Annotated in this window: 15 protein-coding genes; 8 read left to right on the forward strand and 7 right to left on the reverse strand. The window is 65.8% G+C overall.

All coding sequences use genetic code 11. From position 1 onward, the window contains the following. Positions 1-6: 6 nt before the first annotated feature. Positions 7-1233 (forward strand): polysaccharide biosynthesis protein, encoded by a 1227-nt coding sequence (locus CH262_RS19475; RefSeq protein WP_179275050.1) that lies wholly within the window; start codon positions 7-9, stop codon positions 1231-1233. Here the strand turns inward: CH262_RS19475 and CH262_RS19480 are convergent. After that, positions 1202-2278: a substrate-binding domain-containing protein gene (locus CH262_RS19480; RefSeq protein WP_027495375.1), complete on the reverse strand. Its 1077-nt coding sequence runs from the start codon at positions 2276-2278 to the stop codon at positions 1202-1204. The two genes, CH262_RS19475 and CH262_RS19480, sit on opposite strands and share 32 nt — an antisense overlap. Before the next feature lie 103 nt (positions 2279-2381). Here CH262_RS19480 and CH262_RS19485 point away from each other — a divergent pair, with 103 nt between their 5' ends. From CH262_RS19485 to CH262_RS19495, 3 genes are all read left to right on the forward strand, one after another. Next, a complete protein-coding gene (locus CH262_RS19485) occupies positions 2382-2819 on the forward strand; it encodes a MarR family winged helix-turn-helix transcriptional regulator (protein ID WP_032387738.1) in 438 nt (145 codons plus the stop codon). Between the two features lie 169 nt (positions 2820-2988). Further along, entirely contained in the window at positions 2989-4431 is a 1443-nt protein-coding gene (locus CH262_RS19490) for a purine-cytosine permease family protein (RefSeq protein WP_032387605.1), read from the forward strand. Then, positions 4428-6146 (forward strand): nitrilase-related carbon-nitrogen hydrolase, encoded by a 1719-nt coding sequence (locus tag CH262_RS19495; protein ID WP_032387606.1) that lies wholly within the window; start codon positions 4428-4430, stop codon positions 6144-6146. Before CH262_RS19490 ends, CH262_RS19495 begins: the two co-directional genes overlap by 4 nt. A gap of 101 nt (positions 6147-6247) precedes the next feature. Here the strand turns inward: CH262_RS19495 and CH262_RS19500 are convergent, their stop codons facing one another. Further along, a complete protein-coding gene (locus CH262_RS19500) occupies positions 6248-7372 on the reverse strand; it encodes a DUF3068 domain-containing protein (RefSeq protein ID WP_094718207.1) in 1125 nt (374 codons plus the stop codon). A 167-nt stretch (positions 7373-7539) separates the two neighbouring features. On the opposite strand from CH262_RS19500, the gene CH262_RS19505 reads away from it, so the two are divergent. Next, positions 7540-8685: an acyltransferase family protein gene (locus tag CH262_RS19505; protein WP_032387608.1), complete on the forward strand. Its 1146-nt coding sequence runs from the start codon at positions 7540-7542 to the stop codon at positions 8683-8685. Here the strand turns inward: CH262_RS19505 and CH262_RS19510 are convergent. The 3 genes from CH262_RS19510 to CH262_RS19520 form a co-directional block, all read right to left on the reverse strand. Continuing rightward, on the reverse strand, positions 8663-12910 hold the full coding sequence (locus CH262_RS19510) for an alpha-(1->3)-arabinofuranosyltransferase (protein ID WP_032387609.1): 4248 nt from the start codon (positions 12908-12910) through the stop codon (positions 8663-8665). The two genes, CH262_RS19505 and CH262_RS19510, sit on opposite strands and share 23 nt — an antisense overlap. Positions 12911-12932: 22 nt before the next feature. Then, a complete protein-coding gene (locus CH262_RS19515; protein WP_072692026.1) occupies positions 12933-13103 on the reverse strand; it encodes a DUF2613 domain-containing protein in 171 nt (56 codons plus the stop codon). A gap of 103 nt (positions 13104-13206) precedes the next feature. After that, a complete protein-coding gene (locus tag CH262_RS19520) occupies positions 13207-13674 on the reverse strand; it encodes a universal stress protein (RefSeq protein WP_027495380.1) in 468 nt (155 codons plus the stop codon). Between the two features lie 154 nt (positions 13675-13828). On the opposite strand from CH262_RS19520, the gene CH262_RS19525 reads away from it, so the two are divergent. Then, positions 13829-15004, forward strand: coding sequence for a glycoside hydrolase family 3 N-terminal domain-containing protein (locus tag CH262_RS19525; RefSeq protein ID WP_032387610.1), 1176 nt, complete (start codon positions 13829-13831; stop codon positions 15002-15004). Between the two features lie 62 nt (positions 15005-15066). Beyond that, complete coding sequence (locus CH262_RS19530) at positions 15067-15669, forward strand: TetR/AcrR family transcriptional regulator (protein ID WP_027495382.1); 603 nt, start codon at positions 15067-15069, stop codon at positions 15667-15669. Between the two features lie 115 nt (positions 15670-15784). Here CH262_RS19530 and CH262_RS19535 read toward each other — a convergent pair whose 3' ends face one another. Both CH262_RS19535 and CH262_RS19540 read right to left on the reverse strand, forming a co-directional pair. Beyond that, on the reverse strand, positions 15785-16642 hold the full coding sequence (locus CH262_RS19535) for a MaoC/PaaZ C-terminal domain-containing protein (RefSeq protein ID WP_027495383.1): 858 nt from the start codon (positions 16640-16642) through the stop codon (positions 15785-15787). After that, a complete protein-coding gene (locus CH262_RS19540) occupies positions 16639-17985 on the reverse strand; it encodes a 3-oxoacyl-ACP reductase (protein ID WP_032387611.1) in 1347 nt (448 codons plus the stop codon). Before CH262_RS19540 ends, CH262_RS19535 begins: the two co-directional genes overlap by 4 nt. A gap of 139 nt (positions 17986-18124) precedes the next feature. Between CH262_RS19540 and CH262_RS19545 the strand changes: the two genes are divergently transcribed. After that, a complete protein-coding gene (locus CH262_RS19545; RefSeq protein ID WP_032387612.1) occupies positions 18125-19423 on the forward strand; it encodes an acetyl-CoA C-acetyltransferase in 1299 nt (432 codons plus the stop codon). The last annotated feature ends 223 nt before the right edge of the window (positions 19424-19646 follow it).

The raw sequence follows: 19646 nt of genomic DNA on the forward strand, positions 1-19646 counted from the left end.
GGACGCATGTCGTTTCGCGCCTCGTCCGAGGCAGACCACCCGGCGGGTGCGTCCGTCGCCGGGATGGGGATGGTGACGGCCGGCTCGATGTTCGCCAATGTCGTGGCGTATCTGCTGCAGGTGCTCGCGAGTCGCATGCTCGGCGTCGAGGGATACGGCGAGTTCGCGAGTCTTCTTGCGGTGCAATTGGTTCTGGCGGTCCCGGCGTTGGCGTTGCAGTCCGTCGTCGCGCGCGAGGTGGTGCGCGGCCGCAGTTCGCGCGAGCTGCGTGGCGTCGGCTACCGCTGTGCGGCGGTCGTGGGTGTGCTGGCTCTCGCTGTGTCCCCGGCTTTGTCGGCGGCCATGGACGTCTCCGCAGCGGCCACGGTGTCGGCCGTGATCGCTGCGCCGGTGCTGGTGCTGTTGGCCGCGGAGCAGGGGCTTCTGCAAGGACGCGGCCGGTTCGGCGCACTGAGCGTGGTGTTGGCGGCGGCCGGTTTCGGCAAGGTGGCGCCGGCGGTGGTCGTGTTGCTGCTCGGCGGCGGCCCGGGTTCGGTGCTGCTGGCCACGGCGGCCGGTATCGGCGTGGTGGCCGTCGGCGCGCGGTCGGCCGCCGGAGCGCCGGTGAACGCGGTGTCGGAAACCAGGGTGACCGTTCTGACGGTGCTGCAGGCCTCGCAGGTGCAGTTGGTGCTGATCGCGATGTCCGCAGTGGATCTGGTGCTGGCTCGGTCGTTGCTCAGCAGTACCGAGGCCGGGCTGTACGCGGTCGGTGCCGTCGCGTCCAAAGCGGCGTTCTGGCTGCCGCAGGCGGTCGGAGTGGTGTTGTATCCGCGCATGGCGAACCCGCTGCACTCGGCTGCCGCAGTGCGATCGGCGCTGACCGTCGTCGCCGGACTCGGCACGGTACTGGTACTCGGGGGCGCGCTGGCGTCGCCGCTACTTCCTTTGGTTGTCGGTGACACGTATTCCGGTGTGCAGCAATACGTGTGGCTCTTCGTGTTGCAGGGGGCGTGCCTGGCGGTACTGCAGAGCGCGCTGCTGTGGGCAATCGCGGGGGAGCGCACCCGCCTGGCCCTCGTCGCCTGGTTCGCCCTCGCGGTCGAGGTGCTGCTGTTGCTGTTCGTGGCCTCCACCCTGGCCCAGTTCGTCACCGTCGCAGCCGTTACCGCCGCGGTCACGATGGCCGTCGTGTGCGGCGTTGTCCTGTTCGGCGACAGAATCAGTCGCGCGCGGGCCGGATCTCGCCGATGATCTCGAAGTCGACAGCACCCGCCAACGCCAGATAGATCGGTTGCGAGACGTGGCCGTCGGACAGAAACAGGTGCCCACGGGCACCGGTGAACGACACCGAATCGGATACGGATTCGATGATGCGAACATCTGCTGTGCCTGCCCTGTTCACCAGCGCGCCCAGCAGTTTGATGCCCTCGTAGCACGACTGTCCCAGTGCGCCTACGATCGGCGCATCGACCCCGAATGAACGAGCGAAACGAGCCGAGAATCCCAAACTTGCTTCGGTGGCGAGGGTTTCGAAATAGCCGGACGCGACGTACAGCCCGTGGGTGTTCTCGCCGCCGGCCGCCAGCAACATGTTCTCGTCCATCAGTGGACTGAGACGGATGCAGTGCGCGTCCAGCCCGGCCCCGGCGAATTGCTGATGAAAATGGACTGCGTCGTCGCCGATGAGGAGGACCACGGTCGCGTCGGCACCCGACCGCTCGATCGCGGTGACGGTCCTTGCGAAGTCGCTCGTGCCGACCGGTGCGAACTCCGCGTGCACCACCGATGCGCCCAGCCCACGGAGCCGAGTTGCCGTGATGGAAGCGCTCTTTCGGGGCCAGACGTAGTCGTTTCCGACTATCGCCCAGCGGCGTCGTCCGAATTCGCGAACGAGGAACTCCAGCGCCGGGACCAGTTGGTTGGCAGGCGTCTCACCGGTGATGAACAGTCCCGGGTAGCGGTCGCCGCCCTCGTACATGGAGGTGTACACGTACGGAATCCGTCCGAGCGTCACCGGAATGACGGCTCGCCGTACCGCCGAGGTGTGCATCCCCGCCACCGCATCGAGGGCACCGGCATCGAGCAGCGTCGCGACCTCGTGGGCCACCGTCACCGGATCGCGGCCGCCGTCGATGGACATCAACTCGACGCGGCGGCCCAACACGCCGGCCGAGGCGTTGAGTTCGTCCCTGGCCAGCTGGGCCGACAGCTCGCTCGACGGTCCGATGATGCCGAACGGTCCGGACATCGGAAAGATCAGGCCGACGCGAAACGTGTCGAACCGATCGCTGTTCATCGTGCCGTCCGTCCGCTCGGTGTCTCTTCGCGGTTCGCTTCACCATAGAATCGCTGAGAGAGACTGTAGCGCCGACGCAGGAACCGAGCAGGGGGACGATCACGTGGATCACCAGGATGCTGCGTCGGCAGCGCGTTTGCTCACCGTGGTCGAGCGGGCCGTGTCGGATCGATTGCGCGCCACCCTCGTGCCGTGGGAATTGGACCTCGAAGAATGGCGAGTGCTGTCGCTGTTGTCCGACGGTGAGGGACACACGATGGCCGAGACGGCGGAGTTCGCATTGCTCTCCCCGCCGACGTTGACCAAGGCGGTCAACCGGCTGGTCTCCAACAATCTGGTGCACCGCCGTACCGGCACCGTCGATCGTCGGCAGGTGCTGATTCGCTTGACTGCCCGTGGGAAAGCGAAGCACGACGCGGCCGCCCCGATGATGAACGACGCCGCGGCGACGGTCTTCCCGTCGGAGTCGGATCGTGAGCTGTTGCAGTCTCTGCTCCGGGCCCTCGAGACCAACGCGAAGACGGCCTCGATCACCCACTGACCTTTCTCGGCGTCCGGTCTCGGACGCGGTCTCCGCCGTAACCTGCCAGGTCGGCCGCTTTCGTGATCTCTTTTTAACATGTTTCACATTGCAATAGTGTCCACGGAAAGTATTGTTTCGATGCAGCGCAGCCAGCGCTCTCGCCGCGAACCGAAGTGGACACCCGTTCATGAACATGAAGAAATACTTCGAGGGGCCAGCGACCAGCCTCGACGATCAGATCGAAAGCTACGCAACCTCCCGAGTGCCCGACGACCAACGCTGGCGGCGGCCGGCGATCCTGCTGGTCCTCACCGGCAACGTGACCGCGATGTTCTGGTTCGCCCTCGGCGGCCAGATCGGGTTTCTGGTGGGATGGCCGATGTTCCTGATCCCCGTGGCGTACATGGTGATCGGTGCGACGCTCGTCGGCAGCCTCATCATGCGTATCGCCAGCCAAGAGGGTCTGTCGCTGCCACTGCTCACCCGCGGGCTCGGGTTCGGAACCAAGGGTTCTGCCGTCGCCTCGCTCGTCTACGCGGTCAACTACGTGTTCTACTTCATCTTCGAGGGCAGCATCGTCTCGCACGGGCTCAGTGAGCTCGCGGGGATCGATATCGACTCCGCCTGGGCCACAGTGGTATTCGCGCTGGTCGCACTCGTGGCGCTGTTCTTCTCCTGGCGCGGTATGCACTCGATGAACATTCTGCAGCGCTTCGGGATGCCGATCTTCCTGATCCTGTTCGCCGTCGGTATGTACATGCTCGCCAGCGGTTACGTACTCGTCGGGCCCGGCGAATGGGAAGCGACCGGTGGATTCACCGCCACCGCACTGTGGCAGGCCTTCAGCCTCGCGAACGGGCAGGTCGTGTTCCAAGCACTCATCGCCACCGACTACGGACGGTTCGTCAAGAAGAGCGTCAGCTATGTGGGAACGGCCGGACTCATGCTGGCAGAACTGCTGATGATCGTCGTCGTGATGATTCTCGGTGTGTTCCTCGGTTTCACGATGCTGCGTCATTTCACCGGAACCACTGCAACACCGGAACTCTCGGCCACCGACCCGGGACTGTACTTCGCCATCGTCATGGGTCTGCTCGGCGTGATCTTCGCGGTGGTCACCCAGGTCCGCATCAACGTCATGAACCTGTACTCCGGATCCCTGGCCCTGTCCAACGCGTGGGATGTGCTCTCGCCCAGAAAGGTCGGGCGTCAATGGTGGATGGTGGCGCTACTGGTGGTGGGCGTGCTGTGCTACCCCGTCAACATTCTGCAGTACACCGACAAGTTCCTGGCCGTCACCGGCATCATGACCAACACCTGGATCTTCATTCTGCTCGCGGACTACTTCGTATGCAGAAGACTGCTCGGCCTGGCACCCCGCGACAACATCGAGTTCCGCGAAGGGCGAGTGCGCAATTGGAACCCCTGCGGCATCGTCGCCATGGCAGCGGGCGTCGCGGTGGGCGGGCTCGGCGTGTTCGGACTCTACCCGTCGTATTACGCGTCGTTCATCGCCATGCTTCTCGGTCCTCTTCTCTACGTTCCGCTCACGATGGCAACCCGCGGACAGTTCTACGAACCACCGAAATCGAACGATACCCTCATCGCCGAAAGGATTGTGGCGTCATGACATTCACTGCAGCAGCCGTACAATTCGAGCCCACGCTGTTCGCGAAGGAATCGAACGTCGCCGCTCTGAGCGATCTCGTGGAGAAGGCGGCGTCGGACGGGGCGCGCCTGATCACGACACCCGAGATGGCAACCACCGGCTACTGCTTCCACGACACCGAGGAAGCGGCAACCGTCGTCGAACAGATCCCCGGCCCCACCACCGAGACGTTCGCCGAGATCGCGTCCCGTCGTAACTGCTACATCGTCGTGGGCATGCCCGAAGTCGATGCGACGAGCGGATTGTTCTACAACAGTGCAGTTCTCATCGGTCCCGAGGGAATCGTCGGCACACACCGCAAGACGCATCCGTACATCGCCGAGCCCAAATGGGCGGCCCCAGGCGATCTCGGGCACCAGGTGTTCGAGACCCCGCTCGGTCGCATCGCACTGCTCATCTGCATGGATCTGCACTTCCTGGAGACGGCGCGAGTGGCTGCGCTTCAGGGTGCCGACGTGATCTGCCACATCAGCAACTGGCTCGCCGAACGCACTCCCGCCCCCTACTGGATCAGTCGTGCCTTCGAGAACAACTGCTACGTCATCGAGAGCAACCGCTGGGGTCTCGAACGAACCGTTCAGTTCAGCGGCGGCACCTGCATCATCGAACCCGACGGAAACGTGGCCGGCCGCCTCGACGTCGGTGACGGTATTGTCCTCGGCGACATCGACATTCGTCGCACACGAGAGGCCGGGCCCGTGCGCAGGCCGAATCTGTACCGTGAACTGCAGACCAACACGTACGCGTGGAACCCGCTCGATTTCTTCACCCTCTACGGCCACTCGCCCTTACCGGCCGGGCGGACTTCGTCGGTGAGCGTCGTGCAATGCACTCCGGGGACGTCGATCGACGGCAATCTCGACGACATCGAGCAGTGGGCCGCCGGCCTTGCAGGCGCGAGCGATCTCATCGTGTTTCCCGAACTGTCCGTCACCGGGCCGGTCTCCGCGGATCGCCCGCCGCGCGAGGTCGGGGAGTCGATCGACGGGACGTCGCTCTCACGCGTCGTCGATATCGCTGCCCGGCATGGTGTTTCGATGGTCGTCGGTGTGGCCGAGCACGACATCGGTTCCGATCGGGTGTACAACTCCGCAGTGCTGGTTCAGCCGGACGGAACCTGCACGGCGTACCGCCAGATCCATCTGTCCGTCGAACACACCTCGCTGTTCGATGCGGGCGACCGCTGGATCGTCGTCGACCTTCCCGTCGGGAGAGTGGGAATGCTCGTCGGTCACGATGCACTGTTGCCGGAGGCCGGCCGAATTCTGGCGCTGCGTGGCTGTGATCTGATCGTTTGCCCGGCCGCACTCGCCGGCACCTTCGTCGGCTCTCACCCGGGAACCGACATACCTCATGCAGCAGAGATTCCCACCGGAGCCGATCCCACGCACTGGCATCACATGCGCGTCCGGGCAGGCGAGAACAACGTGTACTTCGCGTTCGCCAACTCGATCGACACCGACCGCGGAATTGCCGGACACAGCGGAGTATTCGGGCCCGACACCTTCGCCTTCCCCCGAACCGAAGCCCTCGTGGAGAGCGACGCACCGGGCCACGCGACCTGCGTCGTGGACACCACGAGCCTGGGTGGGGCGTACCCCACCAACGTCGTGCGCCGCAAAGACCTCGTACTGATGCGGCAACCACACCAGTACGGAATCCTCTCGACGGCCTGAGTGGCCGAAAACGCCAGTGGCGTGGTCATGTCCCCGCTGGGGCACACAACCACGCCACTGGCTATCTGGTCGTTCCGCAGGCTCCACTCCTGCATAGGCACTTACTCCTTGGAGAGGTTCGTCCTCGGAATCTCTTCCGTACGATCGGTCGTCCAGTCGCGGTTCGGTGCGGTGCCGCCACTGGGGGTCGGGCGGGGACCGGTGTCGGTGCGGGCCGGCTGACGGTGTCCACCGTTGCCGCCGCCGCGCAGCAGCAGAACGACTCCGGCGATCAGCGAGATGACACCGAGGATGCCGGCGACGATCGGAACGGTGCGGCCGAAGAGCGACAGCTTGTCCTGTCCGTCCTTGGCCTGCTGGATCTGGTACTCGACGGTGTTCTCGTCGAACGTGATCGGGGCCTTCAGTACGTCGACCTCGGGACGGCCTGCCTCACGGCCGTAGTACTGGTGGATCTGCTCTTCGCCCTTGACGACGACGCCGGTCTTGGGCTCGACCCACAGGGTGCGGGTGTTCTCGTACCAGCGGGTCATCGTCACCGGTGCGGTTCCACCTTCGACGCCCCAGGTGTCGGCGGGCAGCGTGACCTTGTTGGTCGGCAGGTTCACCACGGTCGACAGGTCGACCGGTCCGACGGTCTGCTGGTACTGGTACACCGGCGTGCCGTTGATCTCGGTTTCCTCGACGAAGTCGATGTCCTTCGAGGCGCGCGCGTTGACGTCGAAGTACGGGTAGCTCTTCTGCTCGGCGTTGAACGGGAACTTGTACTGCAGACCGGTGTGGGCCACTTCCTCGGCCGGCTTGTCGCCTGCCACCTGAATGGTGCCGATCGGGCTTTCGACGGGCATCGAGGTCTTGCGATCGATGGTCACGCGGTCGACCGTGGCGGTCAGCAGTCCGGTGTCGGCCTGCTTGTCGGTGCGGCGCAACGTCTGTCCGGCCTGAAGAGTCATGATGTCGGCGTCGGAGGGATCCTCGACGGTGACGAATCGCTGTGAGGTCAGCGGAACGTTCTGATCGACCACGGCGCGACCGGCTGCCAGCGACCGCGCGTCGAGGACGCTTCCGGTGCCGGTGGAGACGGTGGTGACCTCGAGGTCGAGCGGAGTCTTCTCGAGCGCCGAGACGGTGTAGGTGGGGATGAGGATGGCGGCAACCACCAGAAATGCGCCCAAGCCGATGAGGAAAAGGGCCAATATCCGGCTCGGCCCTGAGCGCTCCGCCATGCTGAATCTCCTTAGTCGACCGCTTCACTGGAAGACACCGCAGGCGGGATCGTACGAATTCCCCGATGCGCTGCCCGATTTCTTACGACACGTCGCAGGTGACAGTAACAGTCGACAGTGGCACCGGTCTCGTCCATGCCGGTTCGACACGGCACACTTGAGCCACCATGAGCACTCGAGTCCACTCGGCGTCCGTCGTACCGTTGCGTGCCTTCGTGCCCGCTCTGGAGGGGATGCGGGCAGTTGCCGCGCTCGGCATCGTCGTCACCCACGTCGCATTCCAGACCGGGGCCGCCAATTCCCCGCTGATGGGCCGAGTCTGGGGCCGGTTCGATCTCACGGTGGCGATCTTCTTCGCGCTGTCGGGATTTCTGCTGTGGCGCCCGCATGCCGCGCAGGCCCGCGGACTCACGCAGGCGCAGCCCACTCGCCGCTACTTCTGGTCACGCGCAGTGCGCATCCTGCCCGCCTACTGGGTGGTCACGGTGCTCGTCCTGCTGTTTCTGCCGCACGCAGGCGGGGACTATCGGGTGTGGCTGGCCAACCTGTCGCTGACCCAGGTGTTCGTACCGTTGACACTGACCGAGGGCATGACGCAGATGTGGTCGTTGTCGGTCGAAGTGGCGTTCTATCTATTGCTGCCGCTGTTCGCCTGGCTGATGATCCGGCTTCGGGGATCGTCGGCGAGGTACCGAGTGTGGGTTCTGCTCGCTGCGTCCGCGGTGACGCTCTCCTGGGCGTTCATTCCGATCGCGACACCGGAAGCCATCCATCACGACAACTGGTTGCCCGGCTACTTCCCGTGGTTCGCCGCCGGCATGGTGCTCGCCGAAGTATCGGTCGGTCCGCAGATGTGGGTGCATCGTTGGGCGCGTCGCACATGGGTGATGCCCGCGATCGCGGTGACGGCATTCGTTCTGTCGGCGACGCCGCTGGCGGGCCCACAAGGATTGGTGCGGCCCGAGCCGTGGCAGTTCGAGCTCAAGATCGTCTTCGGTGCCGTGCTGGCGTTCGCGATGCTTTCGCCGTTGGTGCTGGCCGATTCCGGCCGCAGGCATCGGGTGTTCGAGCATCCGGTGATGCTGACCCTCGGCCGCTGGTCGTACGGGATCTTCATCTGGCACCTGGCCGTGCTCGCCGTCGTGTTCCCGGTGTTCGGCATCGTCCCCTTCTCCGGCGGCATGTGGTTCGTGCTGACGGTGACCTTGGCGCTGTCGATTCCGGTCGCTGCCGCGAGCTATGCGCTGGTGGAAGAGCCGGCCCGGCGCAGGTTCGCGCCGAAGAAGGCGGTCATGGCTTCCGCATCGCGCTGACGGCCAACGCGACGATGCCGATCAACGATGCCAGCTGCACCGCGTAGGACCCGCCCACATATCCGTCGGCCGACCGCCACGGCCCGAGTGAGAGCAGCGCTGCCCCCAGCAGAGCGAATCCACCTGCTGCGCACACCGATACGCGAGACGTGAGCTCCGACCCGTAACGGCGGTTCAGCAGCGCCGAGCCGACACCGAGAACCAGCACCGAGATCGCTCCGACGACGCCTGCCAGCACGATCGCCGCGCCGAGCAGCGCCGCGAACGCCACCGGAGTGCTACGCCAGGGCCTGGGCGCGGGGCCCGGATCGACGACGCCGCGAGGCCGTCGCAGCGCCGCGATCAGCAACGGAATCAACAGCAGTAGTCCGCCGAAGATCCCGAGTCGATACCAGCGGTCGGTGGTGAAATCCAACGACACCGTGCCCGACGCCCCGGCCGGGACGATCCAGGCCTGCTGCCAGCCGTCGACGACCACCGGGGTCAGTTCGGTCCCTCCGGGTGTCGTTGCCCGCCAGCCGCTGTTGTTGCTTTCGGGGATGACGAGCAGGCGATCCGAGGTGCTCGAGGTGAGGGTCACTTCGCGGTGATCGGGGCTCCATGCTGTGGTGCGCGCCGCCTGCGGTGCAGACGTGTCCGGCCACAACGCCGGAATGGGCATGGTGCGCAGTCGAAGCCCGTCGACGAAGAACGACGCTCCGGGTTCGACGACGATGTCCTGGCGTCCCTCGGGGAGCGACACGGGATTGACGAAGTTGTCGTTCACCGGGGTGTCCGCGTCGCAGACCGATGCGGGTAGAGCTGCGCCGGAACGGAATTGGTCTGCGGTGGCCGTCACCGAGGTGCGCACCGTCTGCCCCGCGATGGACACCAGGGGCCCGTCGAAGCAGTCGACCGTGATCTGCCGGTCACCGTCGTATGGCGGCCCGATCGGCTCACCGGCGGACAACGGTGTGACCTCGGCAAATCCGGGCGGCTGAGATTGGATGAAGCCCAACGAGTTTCGGTCGAGTACGCCGTCCCAGTCCACGATGGACAGCACGATCCTGTCGGTCACGTACGGTGCCAACGCGAGTGTCGTCGAACCGTCGGTATCCACATCGCGCACCATCGGACCGTTGCCCAGATTCACTGCCACCCGCGTGGGGTGGGCAGGCAGCGCGCCGAGGCTGGGGCTCAGCTCGAGCCCGTCCACCAGTGTCGGAGCGGGCAATTGGATGGTGAGAGTGGGGTCGGTGCCGGCTCGATCGGTGATCGACTTCTCCGGCGCCGTCCACGACGTACGCGGGTCGCCGTCGGTGGCGGCGAAGGCAGAGCCGTCGAGGTCCGCGACGTCGGACGCCCCGCTCGCCAACGGCCGGCCGGGCTGGGCCAGCAGGGCCTCGAGCTCGGGGGACTGCCGCGTGCGTACCGTCAGCTCGGGGATCACCGCGGTGCCCATCGGGACGTCGATCGTGCGCGAGAAGCGGCCCAGTTCCTCCGGCGACTTGGACAGTCCACTGCTGCACCGGATTCGATCGTCGGTGTCCAGGCAACCGGAGCGGCCCGGAAATTCTTGGCCCAGCTCCCACGCGTCGACGCTCGCGCCCGCGGGAGTGGGTGGCAGTACCGCGCGATGCACGATGGAGACCGGCTTGGGGTTGTCTCGATCGGAGTAGTCGTCCACCGACACCTCGCTGATGCCGAACTGACTGCCCCGGGTGCCGTCGACCGTCGACTTCGCGGTGATGCGCAGCCACGGAGTTTCCCCACCGGGCAGCGACACCGTCATCGGGTCTCCCGGCTTGTCCACCCGGGCCGCCGTCGAGCCGTTCGGAGTGGTGACCTCGACCCACTTGACCGGGTCTCCGATCGTTCCCGGGCTGGTCCGCATGTGCAGCAACCCGCCGCGCACCGGAGTATCGAAATCGAGTTGAAGCCATTGCCCCACAGCGCGTTCGATGCCGTTGCTGATCCAACCGGTGGCCAGGTCACCGTCCACTGCCGCCGCGACCCCGCTGCCGGGCACACTGCCCCCGATCTGAGTCGCGTCCGACGCCGAACTCGACGCGGTCAACGTCGCGCCTTCCCACTCGGCGTCCACGGTCTGCGCCCCGTACACCGGATAATCGGGCACCTCGTTGAGCGAACGACGGGGCTCGTCGGCGGCCCGCAACGCGGAGTTGTGATTGTCCACCTGACCGAAGTCGGTCTCGCGATTCATCGGTGTGTCGGTCACCGTCACCGAATCGACGGGCAGGCCGGCAGCAGCTGCATCCGACGCCAACAGCGTCGGTCCGGCCGGAACGGGCAGGCGAACACCGTTGTTGCGCAACTCGTTCGATCGCAGAATCGACTCGGGGCCGCCCTGCACCACCGGCACTCGATCCACATCGACCGTGTACGGACCGGAGGCAGGTACGTCCGCTGCGGCATCGACCGCGTAGATCTCTACGGCCGGATACGGAGGCCGTAGATCGCCGTCCAGAACCACCCCGTCCACCTGACCCGGTGCCACGTCCTCGCCGAACTCTGCCACCTTCTCGAGCCCCGGCGAACCGTCGAGCACGCGGTGGACGGACGCCGGTCGGGTGGACCGCGAATCCTCCGGATCCAGGTCGTTGCGCACGACGACGTAGCTGATGCCCTGTCCCACAAGGGTATCGGCCAAGCCGGTCGACGGCCTGCCGTCGGCGAAGAGTCGTTGCACCGAGTCGAGGGCGCGAATGGCACCGGGCGGCGTGAGCGGCACCGCATCTCGGACGGCCCAGGGCGTGGTCGCGAGAGCCTGCAACGGCTCGTCGCGCGTCAGGCCCCAGGTCTGCAGAGCAAACGGTGCGCCGGGCACGATCAGTGCACGCTGCGCGTCGGAACCGTCGGGACTCGAGCCGGAGGCATGGTCGGTGAGCCAGTCGGCGGCGTCGTGCCAGTACTGCGGCACGGCCTCGTACGCACCGCGCGGCGCGAGCTTGCCCGTCCACGCCAGCGCCGTCGAGAGCGTCAGCGCCACCAGGACCAGCGCGGTCACCGCCATCATCGGGTGCTTCTCGGGATGCGCGACGGCCGCTCGCCACGTCGGCCGTTGAACCGAACCCGGCAGTGGAACCCGGGCCAGCAGATGAGCGAGGCCGAGTACCAACGGGATTCGGATGACCGGCTCTAGTTTGTGAATGTTGCGCAGAGGTGCGCCCGCGGAATCGAGGAACACTCGCACGGTTGCCGCGAACGGACCGTCGAGATCGCCGACGAACCCTGCGCCCAGGCCAACGAGGCCGACGAACAACATGACCGTCAATCGGCCGCGGGCCGGCATCGAGCGCATCGCCAGACCCGCAATGCCTGCGGCCGCGATCAAGCCGGTCGCGATCACGGCAGCAGGCTGAGTCACCAGCACGGCGCCCGCCACCCGCTCGGGAGAGACGAACGGGGTCCAGCTGCCGGTACCGCGCAGCACCTCGGTCAGCGACGTCCACTGGGTCGTCGTGCCGGACGATTCGATGTAGTCGAGGAACGGCGGAGAGACCTTGCCCAGCAACAGCAGTGGGACGATCCACCACAGTGTCGCCAGCACCAGAAAGCCGGTCCACCAGGCCGCGAACACCAGCCAGCGGCGGTTCGGTCGATGGCACAGCAGCCAGATGACGGCCACCAGAACGGCGGCGGCCGTCGCGACGGCATTGACCGCGCCCATCAACGCCACGGCCAGCGCCGATTGTGCCGCCGCACGCCGAACCGTGTTCGTTGCGGACCGACTGTTCAGGTAACGAACGATGGGAACGAGCACCCACGGCGCGAGCATCATCGGCATCGTCTCCGAGGAGATCGACGCCAGAGTGGTGATCACCCTGGGGGACAGCACGAATGCTGTCGCTGCGATCAGACGGGAAGTGCGACTGCCGACACCGAGTGCCTCGGCGAGCCGGACGATTCCCCAGAAGCCGGCGACGAGTAGCAGCGCCCACCAGATGCGTTGGGTGATCCACGGCGGAATCGACAGCAGATCACCGCCGGCGAAGAACGCCCCGTGCGGGAAGAAGTAGCCGTAGGCCTGATTCTGCACCTGGCCCAGCGGTGCGGCGCTGTTCCATTGATGCGAGGCGCGTTCGAGAAATCCGAGAGGGTTCTGCGCCAGGTCGTACTTGGTATCGGCGACGGTGAAGCCCGGGACCTGCAGAAACGTGAGCAGGAATGCGAGAGCGGAGACTCCGAAGAGCCAAATCCGACCGAGCGGCTCGGCCGAGATCAACGATCCACGTGAGCGACCAGCGTCAGCGGCTGCCGTACTCAACCTGGTTCAGCAAGGACGAGTCGGCGTTTCCGGTGCGATCGATGTCCGGCCGAGAGTTGTCTGCTGCACCGGCGGTGACTCCGAATACGACCCCGGCACCCAGTACGGCTCCGACGACGGCGGCAATGACACCCGGGACAGCGAACTTCATCTCGGTTCTCCAGTCAGTCGGCTCAGTGAAGCAGTGGGCGAGGTTGTCCCCCACGCGGGCATCACGGTATCACCTGCACCCCGTGAACCGGCCGGTGGACGCGTTACTTTCCGGGAGGAACGATCAGCACGGGTCGATGGCTGTGCCGCAGCACGTGCTCGGCCACCGAGCTCTGCAGTAGGGCCCGCAGCCCCGTGGTGCCCCTGGTGCCGGTGACGATGATGTCGACGTTCATCTCGTCGGCCTTCTCCACGATCGCGCTCCAGATGGCGGTGGTGCATTCGGTGCACTGGCCTTCCACCTTCAGGCCTGCGGCCTCGGCCAGGGCGACGCCCTCGCTGTTGGTCACCTTCGCATCGGTGAGAGCGACGTCCTCGGCCTCGTCGTCCGGCACCCATTCGGGCTGCATGACACCCGACAGACCCGACATCCGCGCTGCTTGCCGCACCATCGGTTCCCAGGCCGTGACGACGATCGCGCGAGAGGTGGTGAGAAACCGTCCCGCATAGTCGATGGCTCGTTTGGCGTTGTCGGAACCGTCGTAGGCAATGAGTATGAGGTCAGCAGTCATGGTGGTGATTCTCCTCATGTCGCTTTCGTCCAGATTACCCCGCCCCCGCCCCGGATCAATGTGGGTTTCGGTCGCTCGGAGTGCAACAAAGTCGCATTGATCCCAACCGGAGGGCGGTCAGCAGCACGCAACTTCTCGGCTACCGTCGTATTCCATGCGACTTCGGTTTTCGGTTCGGTCCGCTGCAGCAGTGACGGTCGGGGTGGGGTTGCTCGTCTCGTGTTCCAGTGAATCGTCGCAGGTGGCCTCGACACAGTCGGCTCCGTCCTCGACGACGACCGCTCCGCAGACGACGGTCCCGCAGTCGACGCCTCCGCCGGCCGATGCGTGTGTCACCTTCGTCGCCGGTCTGACCGAGCGGCAACGTCTCGCTCAGTTGCTCACCGTGGGCGTCACCGGAACACAGGACGCGGTTCGGATCATGTCCACCGAGCAGGTGGGCGGGATCTTCGTCGGCAGCTGGACCGACGAGTCGATGCTCGGCAACCGTGAGGTTCCGCAGGTGCTCGACGCGTCCGCGGTGGCACCGATGGTGACGATCGACGAAGAAGGCGGACGCGTGTCGCGGGTTGCCGATCTGTTGGGTGCGGCACCGTCGGCGCGGGAACTGGCGCAGACGATGTCGGTGGACGAGGCGTATCAGGAGGCCTTGAGGCGAGGCCGGGGACTGAAGGATCTCGGCGTCACCGTCGACTTCGCGCCGGTTGTCGACGTCAGTGCTCAGCCCGATGATTCCGTCATCGGCGACCGCTCGTTCTCCGACGATCCGCAGGTCGTCATCGAGTACGCGGGGGCGTACGCGAAGGGGTTGAAGGATGCGGGTGTCGAGCCGGTCATCAAGCACTTTCCCGGGCACGGCTCGGGTTCGGGTGACTCGCACACCGGGGCCGTCACTACGCCGCCGCTCGACGAGCTGAAAGCCAAGGATCTGCTGCCGTTCGCCGCGCTCGACACCACCGGAGTGGGCGTCATGGTCGGCCACCTCGACGTGCCCGGACTGACCGACCCCGGTGTTCCCGCCAGCATCAGCCCTGCGGCCATGGCGTTGCTTCGTGACGGCGTCGGATACGGTGCCGCGCCGTTCGACGGTCCGATCTTCACCGACGACCTCAGTGGCATGGCAGCGATCACGGCCCGGCTCGGGATCGTCGACGCGGTCGAGTCGGCGTTGGTTGCCGGAGCAGACGTGGCGTTGTGGCTGACCACCGATCAGGTGCCGGCGGTGTTGGACAATCTGGAGGACGCTGTGGCGACGGGACGCCTTCCCGCAGCCCAGGTGGACGAGGCGGCGGCGACGGTTGCTCGGTTCAAAGGGGCGTGCGGAGCCTGATCGGTCGTCGCTCGACCTTACTGTGGAGTAACGTCTAGTGCTTCGTACGTATTGGAGGATCCATGGCTGGCGGCACCAAGAGACTGCCCCGCGCCGTCCGTGAGCAACAGATGCTCGACGCGGCAGTGGATGTGTTCTCCGACAACGGGTTTCACGAGACATCGATGGATTCGATCGCCAAGAAGGCGGCCATCTCCAAGCCGATGCTCTATCTGTACTACGGCTCGAAGGACGAGCTGTTCGCGGCGTGCATCCATCGTGAGGGCCTTAAGTTCGTCGAGGCCCTGACGCCCGCTGCAGACCCGACCCTGACGCCGCGCGAACAACTGCGCCGTGCGCTGGTCGGTTTTCTCGGCTTCGTCGGAGAGAACCGAAAGTCGTGGATGGTGCTCTACCGCCAGGCGATCGGTCAGCAGGCTTTTGCCTCGCAGGTGCAGAGCAGCCGAGACCGGTTGATCGAGCTGACCGCAGGTCTGCTGGCGATGAGCACCAGAGACCCGGAACAGTCACAGAACTTCGGGTTGATGGCCGTAGCACTGGTCGGGGCCGGTGAGGCTGTGGCCGACCGCGTGGCAGGCGGAGAAATCGAGGTCGACGCCGCAGCGGACCTCCTGGAAAACCTGGCGTGGCGCGGACTCGCCGGCAAGAAAACTGCCACAACCTAGCTGGCCGCCCGGGTCGTTCCGCAGGCTCCACTCCTGCCGCCACCTACACAGCCGAACTCGAAGTTATGGACGGAAATCCGAGGAAATCCGTCCATAACTTCGAGTTCGAGCTAACTCAGCGCAGGGTTCCCGTCAGATGCGGGTAACCCTTCTTCGGGTTCTTCAGTGACAGGTCCCAGCCGGTGCCGACGGCATCGGCGTATGCGTTCACCGTCGCGGGCAGGATGATCGGCTTGCCGAATCGGATGCTGTACTTCACGGCCTCCGGGATGCGGCCTTCGACCGTCTGCAGTACCGCTGCAGCACTCCACATTCCGTGTGCGATGGTCTTCGGGAAGCCGAAAGCCTTTGCACCGAGCGAGGATACGTGGATTGGGTTGCGGTCTCCGGAGATGGCCGCGTACCGGCTGATGATCCGCTGATCGACGCGCAGGGTGCGGGTCGGGGGCGGCGGTACCTCGTCTGCAGGCGGTGTTTCACGGGGTCCACCCGAGAGCGAGGTCTTCTGCAGGCTCAGGAAGCTCGAGGTCTGCTTCCAGACCAGTTCGCGTCCCACCTTGACCTCGCTGATCAGGTCGACCAGCAAGCCCTTGCGGTGCTCGCGCAGATTCTCCGCGTGCACTCGGATATCCAGCGGCTCCGATGCCGAGATGCCGCGGAACTGCTCGATGACGTTCTCGGCGTGCACCGAACCGATGGCGGCGAACGGAAAGCCCTTGGACACCATCAGTTTCATCACTGTCGGGAACACGAGCGTGAACGGGTAGGTGATCGGGAGCTGATCGCCGAATCGCAGCCCCGTCGCGCGGCAGTAGCCGGCCAGGTTGTCCTGGTCCACTCGCAGGCCCTTGAGCTCGAACACGGTGCTGGGCACCGTCTTCGACTTGGACCCGAGGAAGGGCAAGGCACCCAGTGCAGCCGAGGTGTAGATCTGGGACGTCTTCGGCTGCTCGGTGAGCGTGACGGTGCTCATGCGCCGAGGAGGCTCTGGCCGCACACGCGCACGACCTGCCCGGTGACGGCGTTGGATGCGGGAGAAGCGAAGTAGGAGACCAACTCCGCGACGTCGACGGTCTCGCCGCCCTGCAGCAGCGAGCTCATGCGCCGTCCGGCCTCGCGGGTGGCGAACGGGATGGCCGCCGTCATCGCGGTCTCGATGAAGCCGGGAGCAACCGCGTTGATGGTGATGTTCTTCTTCGCGAGCACCGGTGCGGATGCATGCACCAGGCCGATGACGCCGGCCTTGGAGGTGCCGTAGTTGGTCTGGCCACGGTTGCCCGCGATACCGGCGATGGAGGAGACGTCGACGACGCGGCCACCCTCCTTGAGTGCGCCGGATGCCACCAGCTCGTCGGTGATGCGTTGCGGTGCAGCAAGATTGACGCCGATGACGGAGTTCCAGCGGGCGTCGTCCATGTTCGCGAGGGTCTTGTCGCGGGTGATGCCGGCGTTGTGCACGATGATGTCGGCACCGCCGTGGCGCTCGAGCAGGTGCTTCGAGAGGACCTGGCCGGCGTCGGGGGAGGTGACGTCGAGGGCCAGCGAGGTACCGCCGACCTTGTTGGCCGTCTGCGAGAGTGCTTCTCCCGCTGCGGGAATGTCTGCGGCGATGACGGTGGCTCCGTCACGGGCGAGAACCTCGGCGATGGTGGCACCGATGCCGCGGGCAGCGCCGGTGACGACGGCGACCTTGCCGGCGAGCGGCTTGTCCCACGAGGCCGGTGCCTGCGAGTCGGCGTCGCCGACGGCGATGACCTGGCCGTCGACGAAGGCGGACTTGGCCGACAGCAGGAATCGCAGGGTGGATTCGAGACCGGAGAGTCCGGTCGACGCGTTGGGGGAGATGTAGACGAGCTGAGCCGTCGCGCCGCGCTTGACCTCTTTGCCCACGCTGCGGGTGAAGCCTTCGAGGGCGCGCTGCGCGATGTGCTCGTCGACGCTCGACGTTTCTTCGGGAGTAGTGCCGATGACGACGACGCGAGCGGACGGTGCCAGGTTGCGGATGACCGGCTGGAAGAACTTGAACAGCTGCTCGAGCTCGGCGACGTTACCGATGCCGGTGGCGTCGAACACCAATCCGCCGTGCTTGTCGTCGTGGGGCTGCGACTGCGGGTAGTCCGAGAGCAGCTCACGCAGCGGCTCGACGAGGCGGCCGCTGCCGCCGATCAGGACCGGTCCGGCCAGTGGCGGCTCGCCTGCCTTGTAGCGGCGCAGCTTCTCGGGCTGCGGCAGGCCGGCCTGCTTGGCGATGAAGGCTCCCGGCGCGGACGCGAGGAACGTTGAGTAGAGATCTGGGGCTCCCTTGGAGGCTGCCACTGTCGTACCTTTCATTCAGCGCTGCTCGCTCTGAGGGCGAGGCGCACGACCGGGTGTCGACAACCAACTTACTCGCCAGTAAGATGAAACTCCACCAGGGCCATTCCCCACATGCTGGGGACGATGTTTGGAGACGTCAGTGACAAGCAAGCAGCTACGACCGGTCGCAATCGTCGGTGGCAACCGCATTCCGTTCGCGCGTTCGGACAAGAAGTACGCGCTGGCGTCCAACCAAGACATGCTCACCGCCACCATCGACGGTCTCGTATCGCGATTCGGTCTGCAGGGCGAGCGTCTCGGCCTCGTCGCAGCCGGTGCCGTGCTCAAGCACTCCCGGGACTTCAACCTCACCCGTGAGGTCGTGCTCGGCAGCGCGCTGAGCCCGTACACCCCGGCATTCGACATCCAGCAGGCCTGCGGTACCGGTCTGCAGTCGATCATCGCCGTCGGCGACGCCATCGCCTCGGGCCGGATCGACGCCGGTATCGGCGGCGGCGTGGACACGACGTCCGACGCTCCGATCGGCGTCAACGACGAACTGCGCGAGTTCCTGCTCTCGCTCAACCGGGCGAAGAGCACCACCGCTCGCCTCAAGCTGCTCGGCAACGTCCGTCCCGGCATGCTCGGCATCGAGATCCCCCGCAACGGTGAGCCGCGTACCGGCCTGTCGATGGGTGATCACGCCGCCATCACCGCGAAGGAATTCGGTATCCGCCGCGAGGACCAGGACGAACTGGCCGCAGCGAGCCACCACAACATGGCAGCCGCGTACGACCGCGGATTCTTCGACGACCTGGTGACGCCGTTCCTCGGCCTGACCCGCGACGACAACCTGCGTCCGGGATCGACCGTCGAGAAGCTGGCCACCCTCAAGCCGGTCTTCGGAACCAAGCTGGGTGACGCCACCATGACGGCCGGCAACTCGACTCCGCTGACCGACGGCGCGTCGGCTGCGCTGCTGTCGAGCGACGAATGGGCTGCCGAGCGCAACCTGCCGGTGCTGGCGCACCTCGTCGATTCCGAGACTGCAGCGGTCGATTACATCCACGGCAACGGATCGTTCAAGGACGGCCTGTTGATGGCCCCGACATACGCGATTCCGCGTCTGCTCGCCCGTAACGGTCTGACGCTGCAGGACTTCGACTACTACGAGATCCACGAGGCGTTCGCTTCGGTGGTGCTCGCGACGCTGCAGGCGTTCGAGAGCGACGCGTACTGCAAGGAGCGTCTGGGACTCGACGGTGCGCTCGGTTCCATCGACCGCAGCAAGCTCAACGTCAACGGATCCTCGCTCGCCGCGGGCCACCCGTTCGCCGCAACCGGTGGACGCATCGTCGCATCGCTGGCGAAGATGCTGGCCGAAAAGGGTTCGGGCCGCGGCCTGATCTCGATCTGCGCGGCCGGTGGCCAGGGCGTCACCGCCATCATCGAGCGCTGATCACCGCAGCTTCGGCTGCTCCCCGCTACGGGGACACGATCTGGGGGTCACAGGGTCGGCGGATCCGGCAAACGAGGGGTTTTCGGATCTGCTGATCACAACGTGGAAAAGGCACGCAGAGCTCGCTCTGCGTGCCTTTTCGTGTCCGATCAGCCGGGTATGCCGCTCTCCGGCGGAGTCGATTCGTCCCCGGTGTATTCCTCCACTGCCGAGTCTCCGATGT

This window comes from Rhodococcus sp. 05-2255-1e (assembly GCF_002259025.1).
Classification (GTDB): Bacteria; Actinomycetota; Actinomycetes; order Mycobacteriales; family Mycobacteriaceae; genus Rhodococcoides; species Rhodococcoides fascians.

Excerpts from the sequence above, each read along its gene's own strand:
- CH262_RS19520 (WP_027495380.1), bottom strand. The coding sequence starts at position 13,674 with ATGACTGCTGACCTCATACTCATTGCCTACGACGGTTCCGACAACGCC.
- CH262_RS19505 (WP_032387608.1), top strand. The coding sequence starts at position 7,540 with ATGAGCACTCGAGTCCACTCGGCGTCCGTCGTACCGTTGCGTGCCTTC.
- CH262_RS19475 (WP_179275050.1), top strand. The coding sequence starts at position 7 with ATGTCGTTTCGCGCCTCGTCCGAGGCAGACCACCCGGCGGGTGCGTCC.
- CH262_RS19515 (WP_072692026.1), bottom strand. The coding sequence starts at position 13,103 with ATGAAGTTCGCTGTCCCGGGTGTCATTGCCGCCGTCGTCGGAGCCGTA.
- CH262_RS19530 (WP_027495382.1), top strand. The coding sequence starts at position 15,067 with ATGGCTGGCGGCACCAAGAGACTGCCCCGCGCCGTCCGTGAGCAACAG.
- CH262_RS19525 (WP_032387610.1), top strand. The coding sequence starts at position 13,829 with ATGCGACTTCGGTTTTCGGTTCGGTCCGCTGCAGCAGTGACGGTCGGG.
- CH262_RS19500 (WP_094718207.1), bottom strand. The coding sequence starts at position 7,372 with ATGGCGGAGCGCTCAGGGCCGAGCCGGATATTGGCCCTTTTCCTCATC.
- CH262_RS19480 (WP_027495375.1), bottom strand. The coding sequence starts at position 2,278 with ATGAACAGCGATCGGTTCGACACGTTTCGCGTCGGCCTGATCTTTCCG.
- CH262_RS19495 (WP_032387606.1), top strand. The coding sequence starts at position 4,428 with ATGACATTCACTGCAGCAGCCGTACAATTCGAGCCCACGCTGTTCGCG.
- CH262_RS19535 (WP_027495383.1), bottom strand. The coding sequence starts at position 16,642 with ATGAGCACCGTCACGCTCACCGAGCAGCCGAAGACGTCCCAGATCTAC.
- CH262_RS19490 (WP_032387605.1), top strand. The coding sequence starts at position 2,989 with ATGAACATGAAGAAATACTTCGAGGGGCCAGCGACCAGCCTCGACGAT.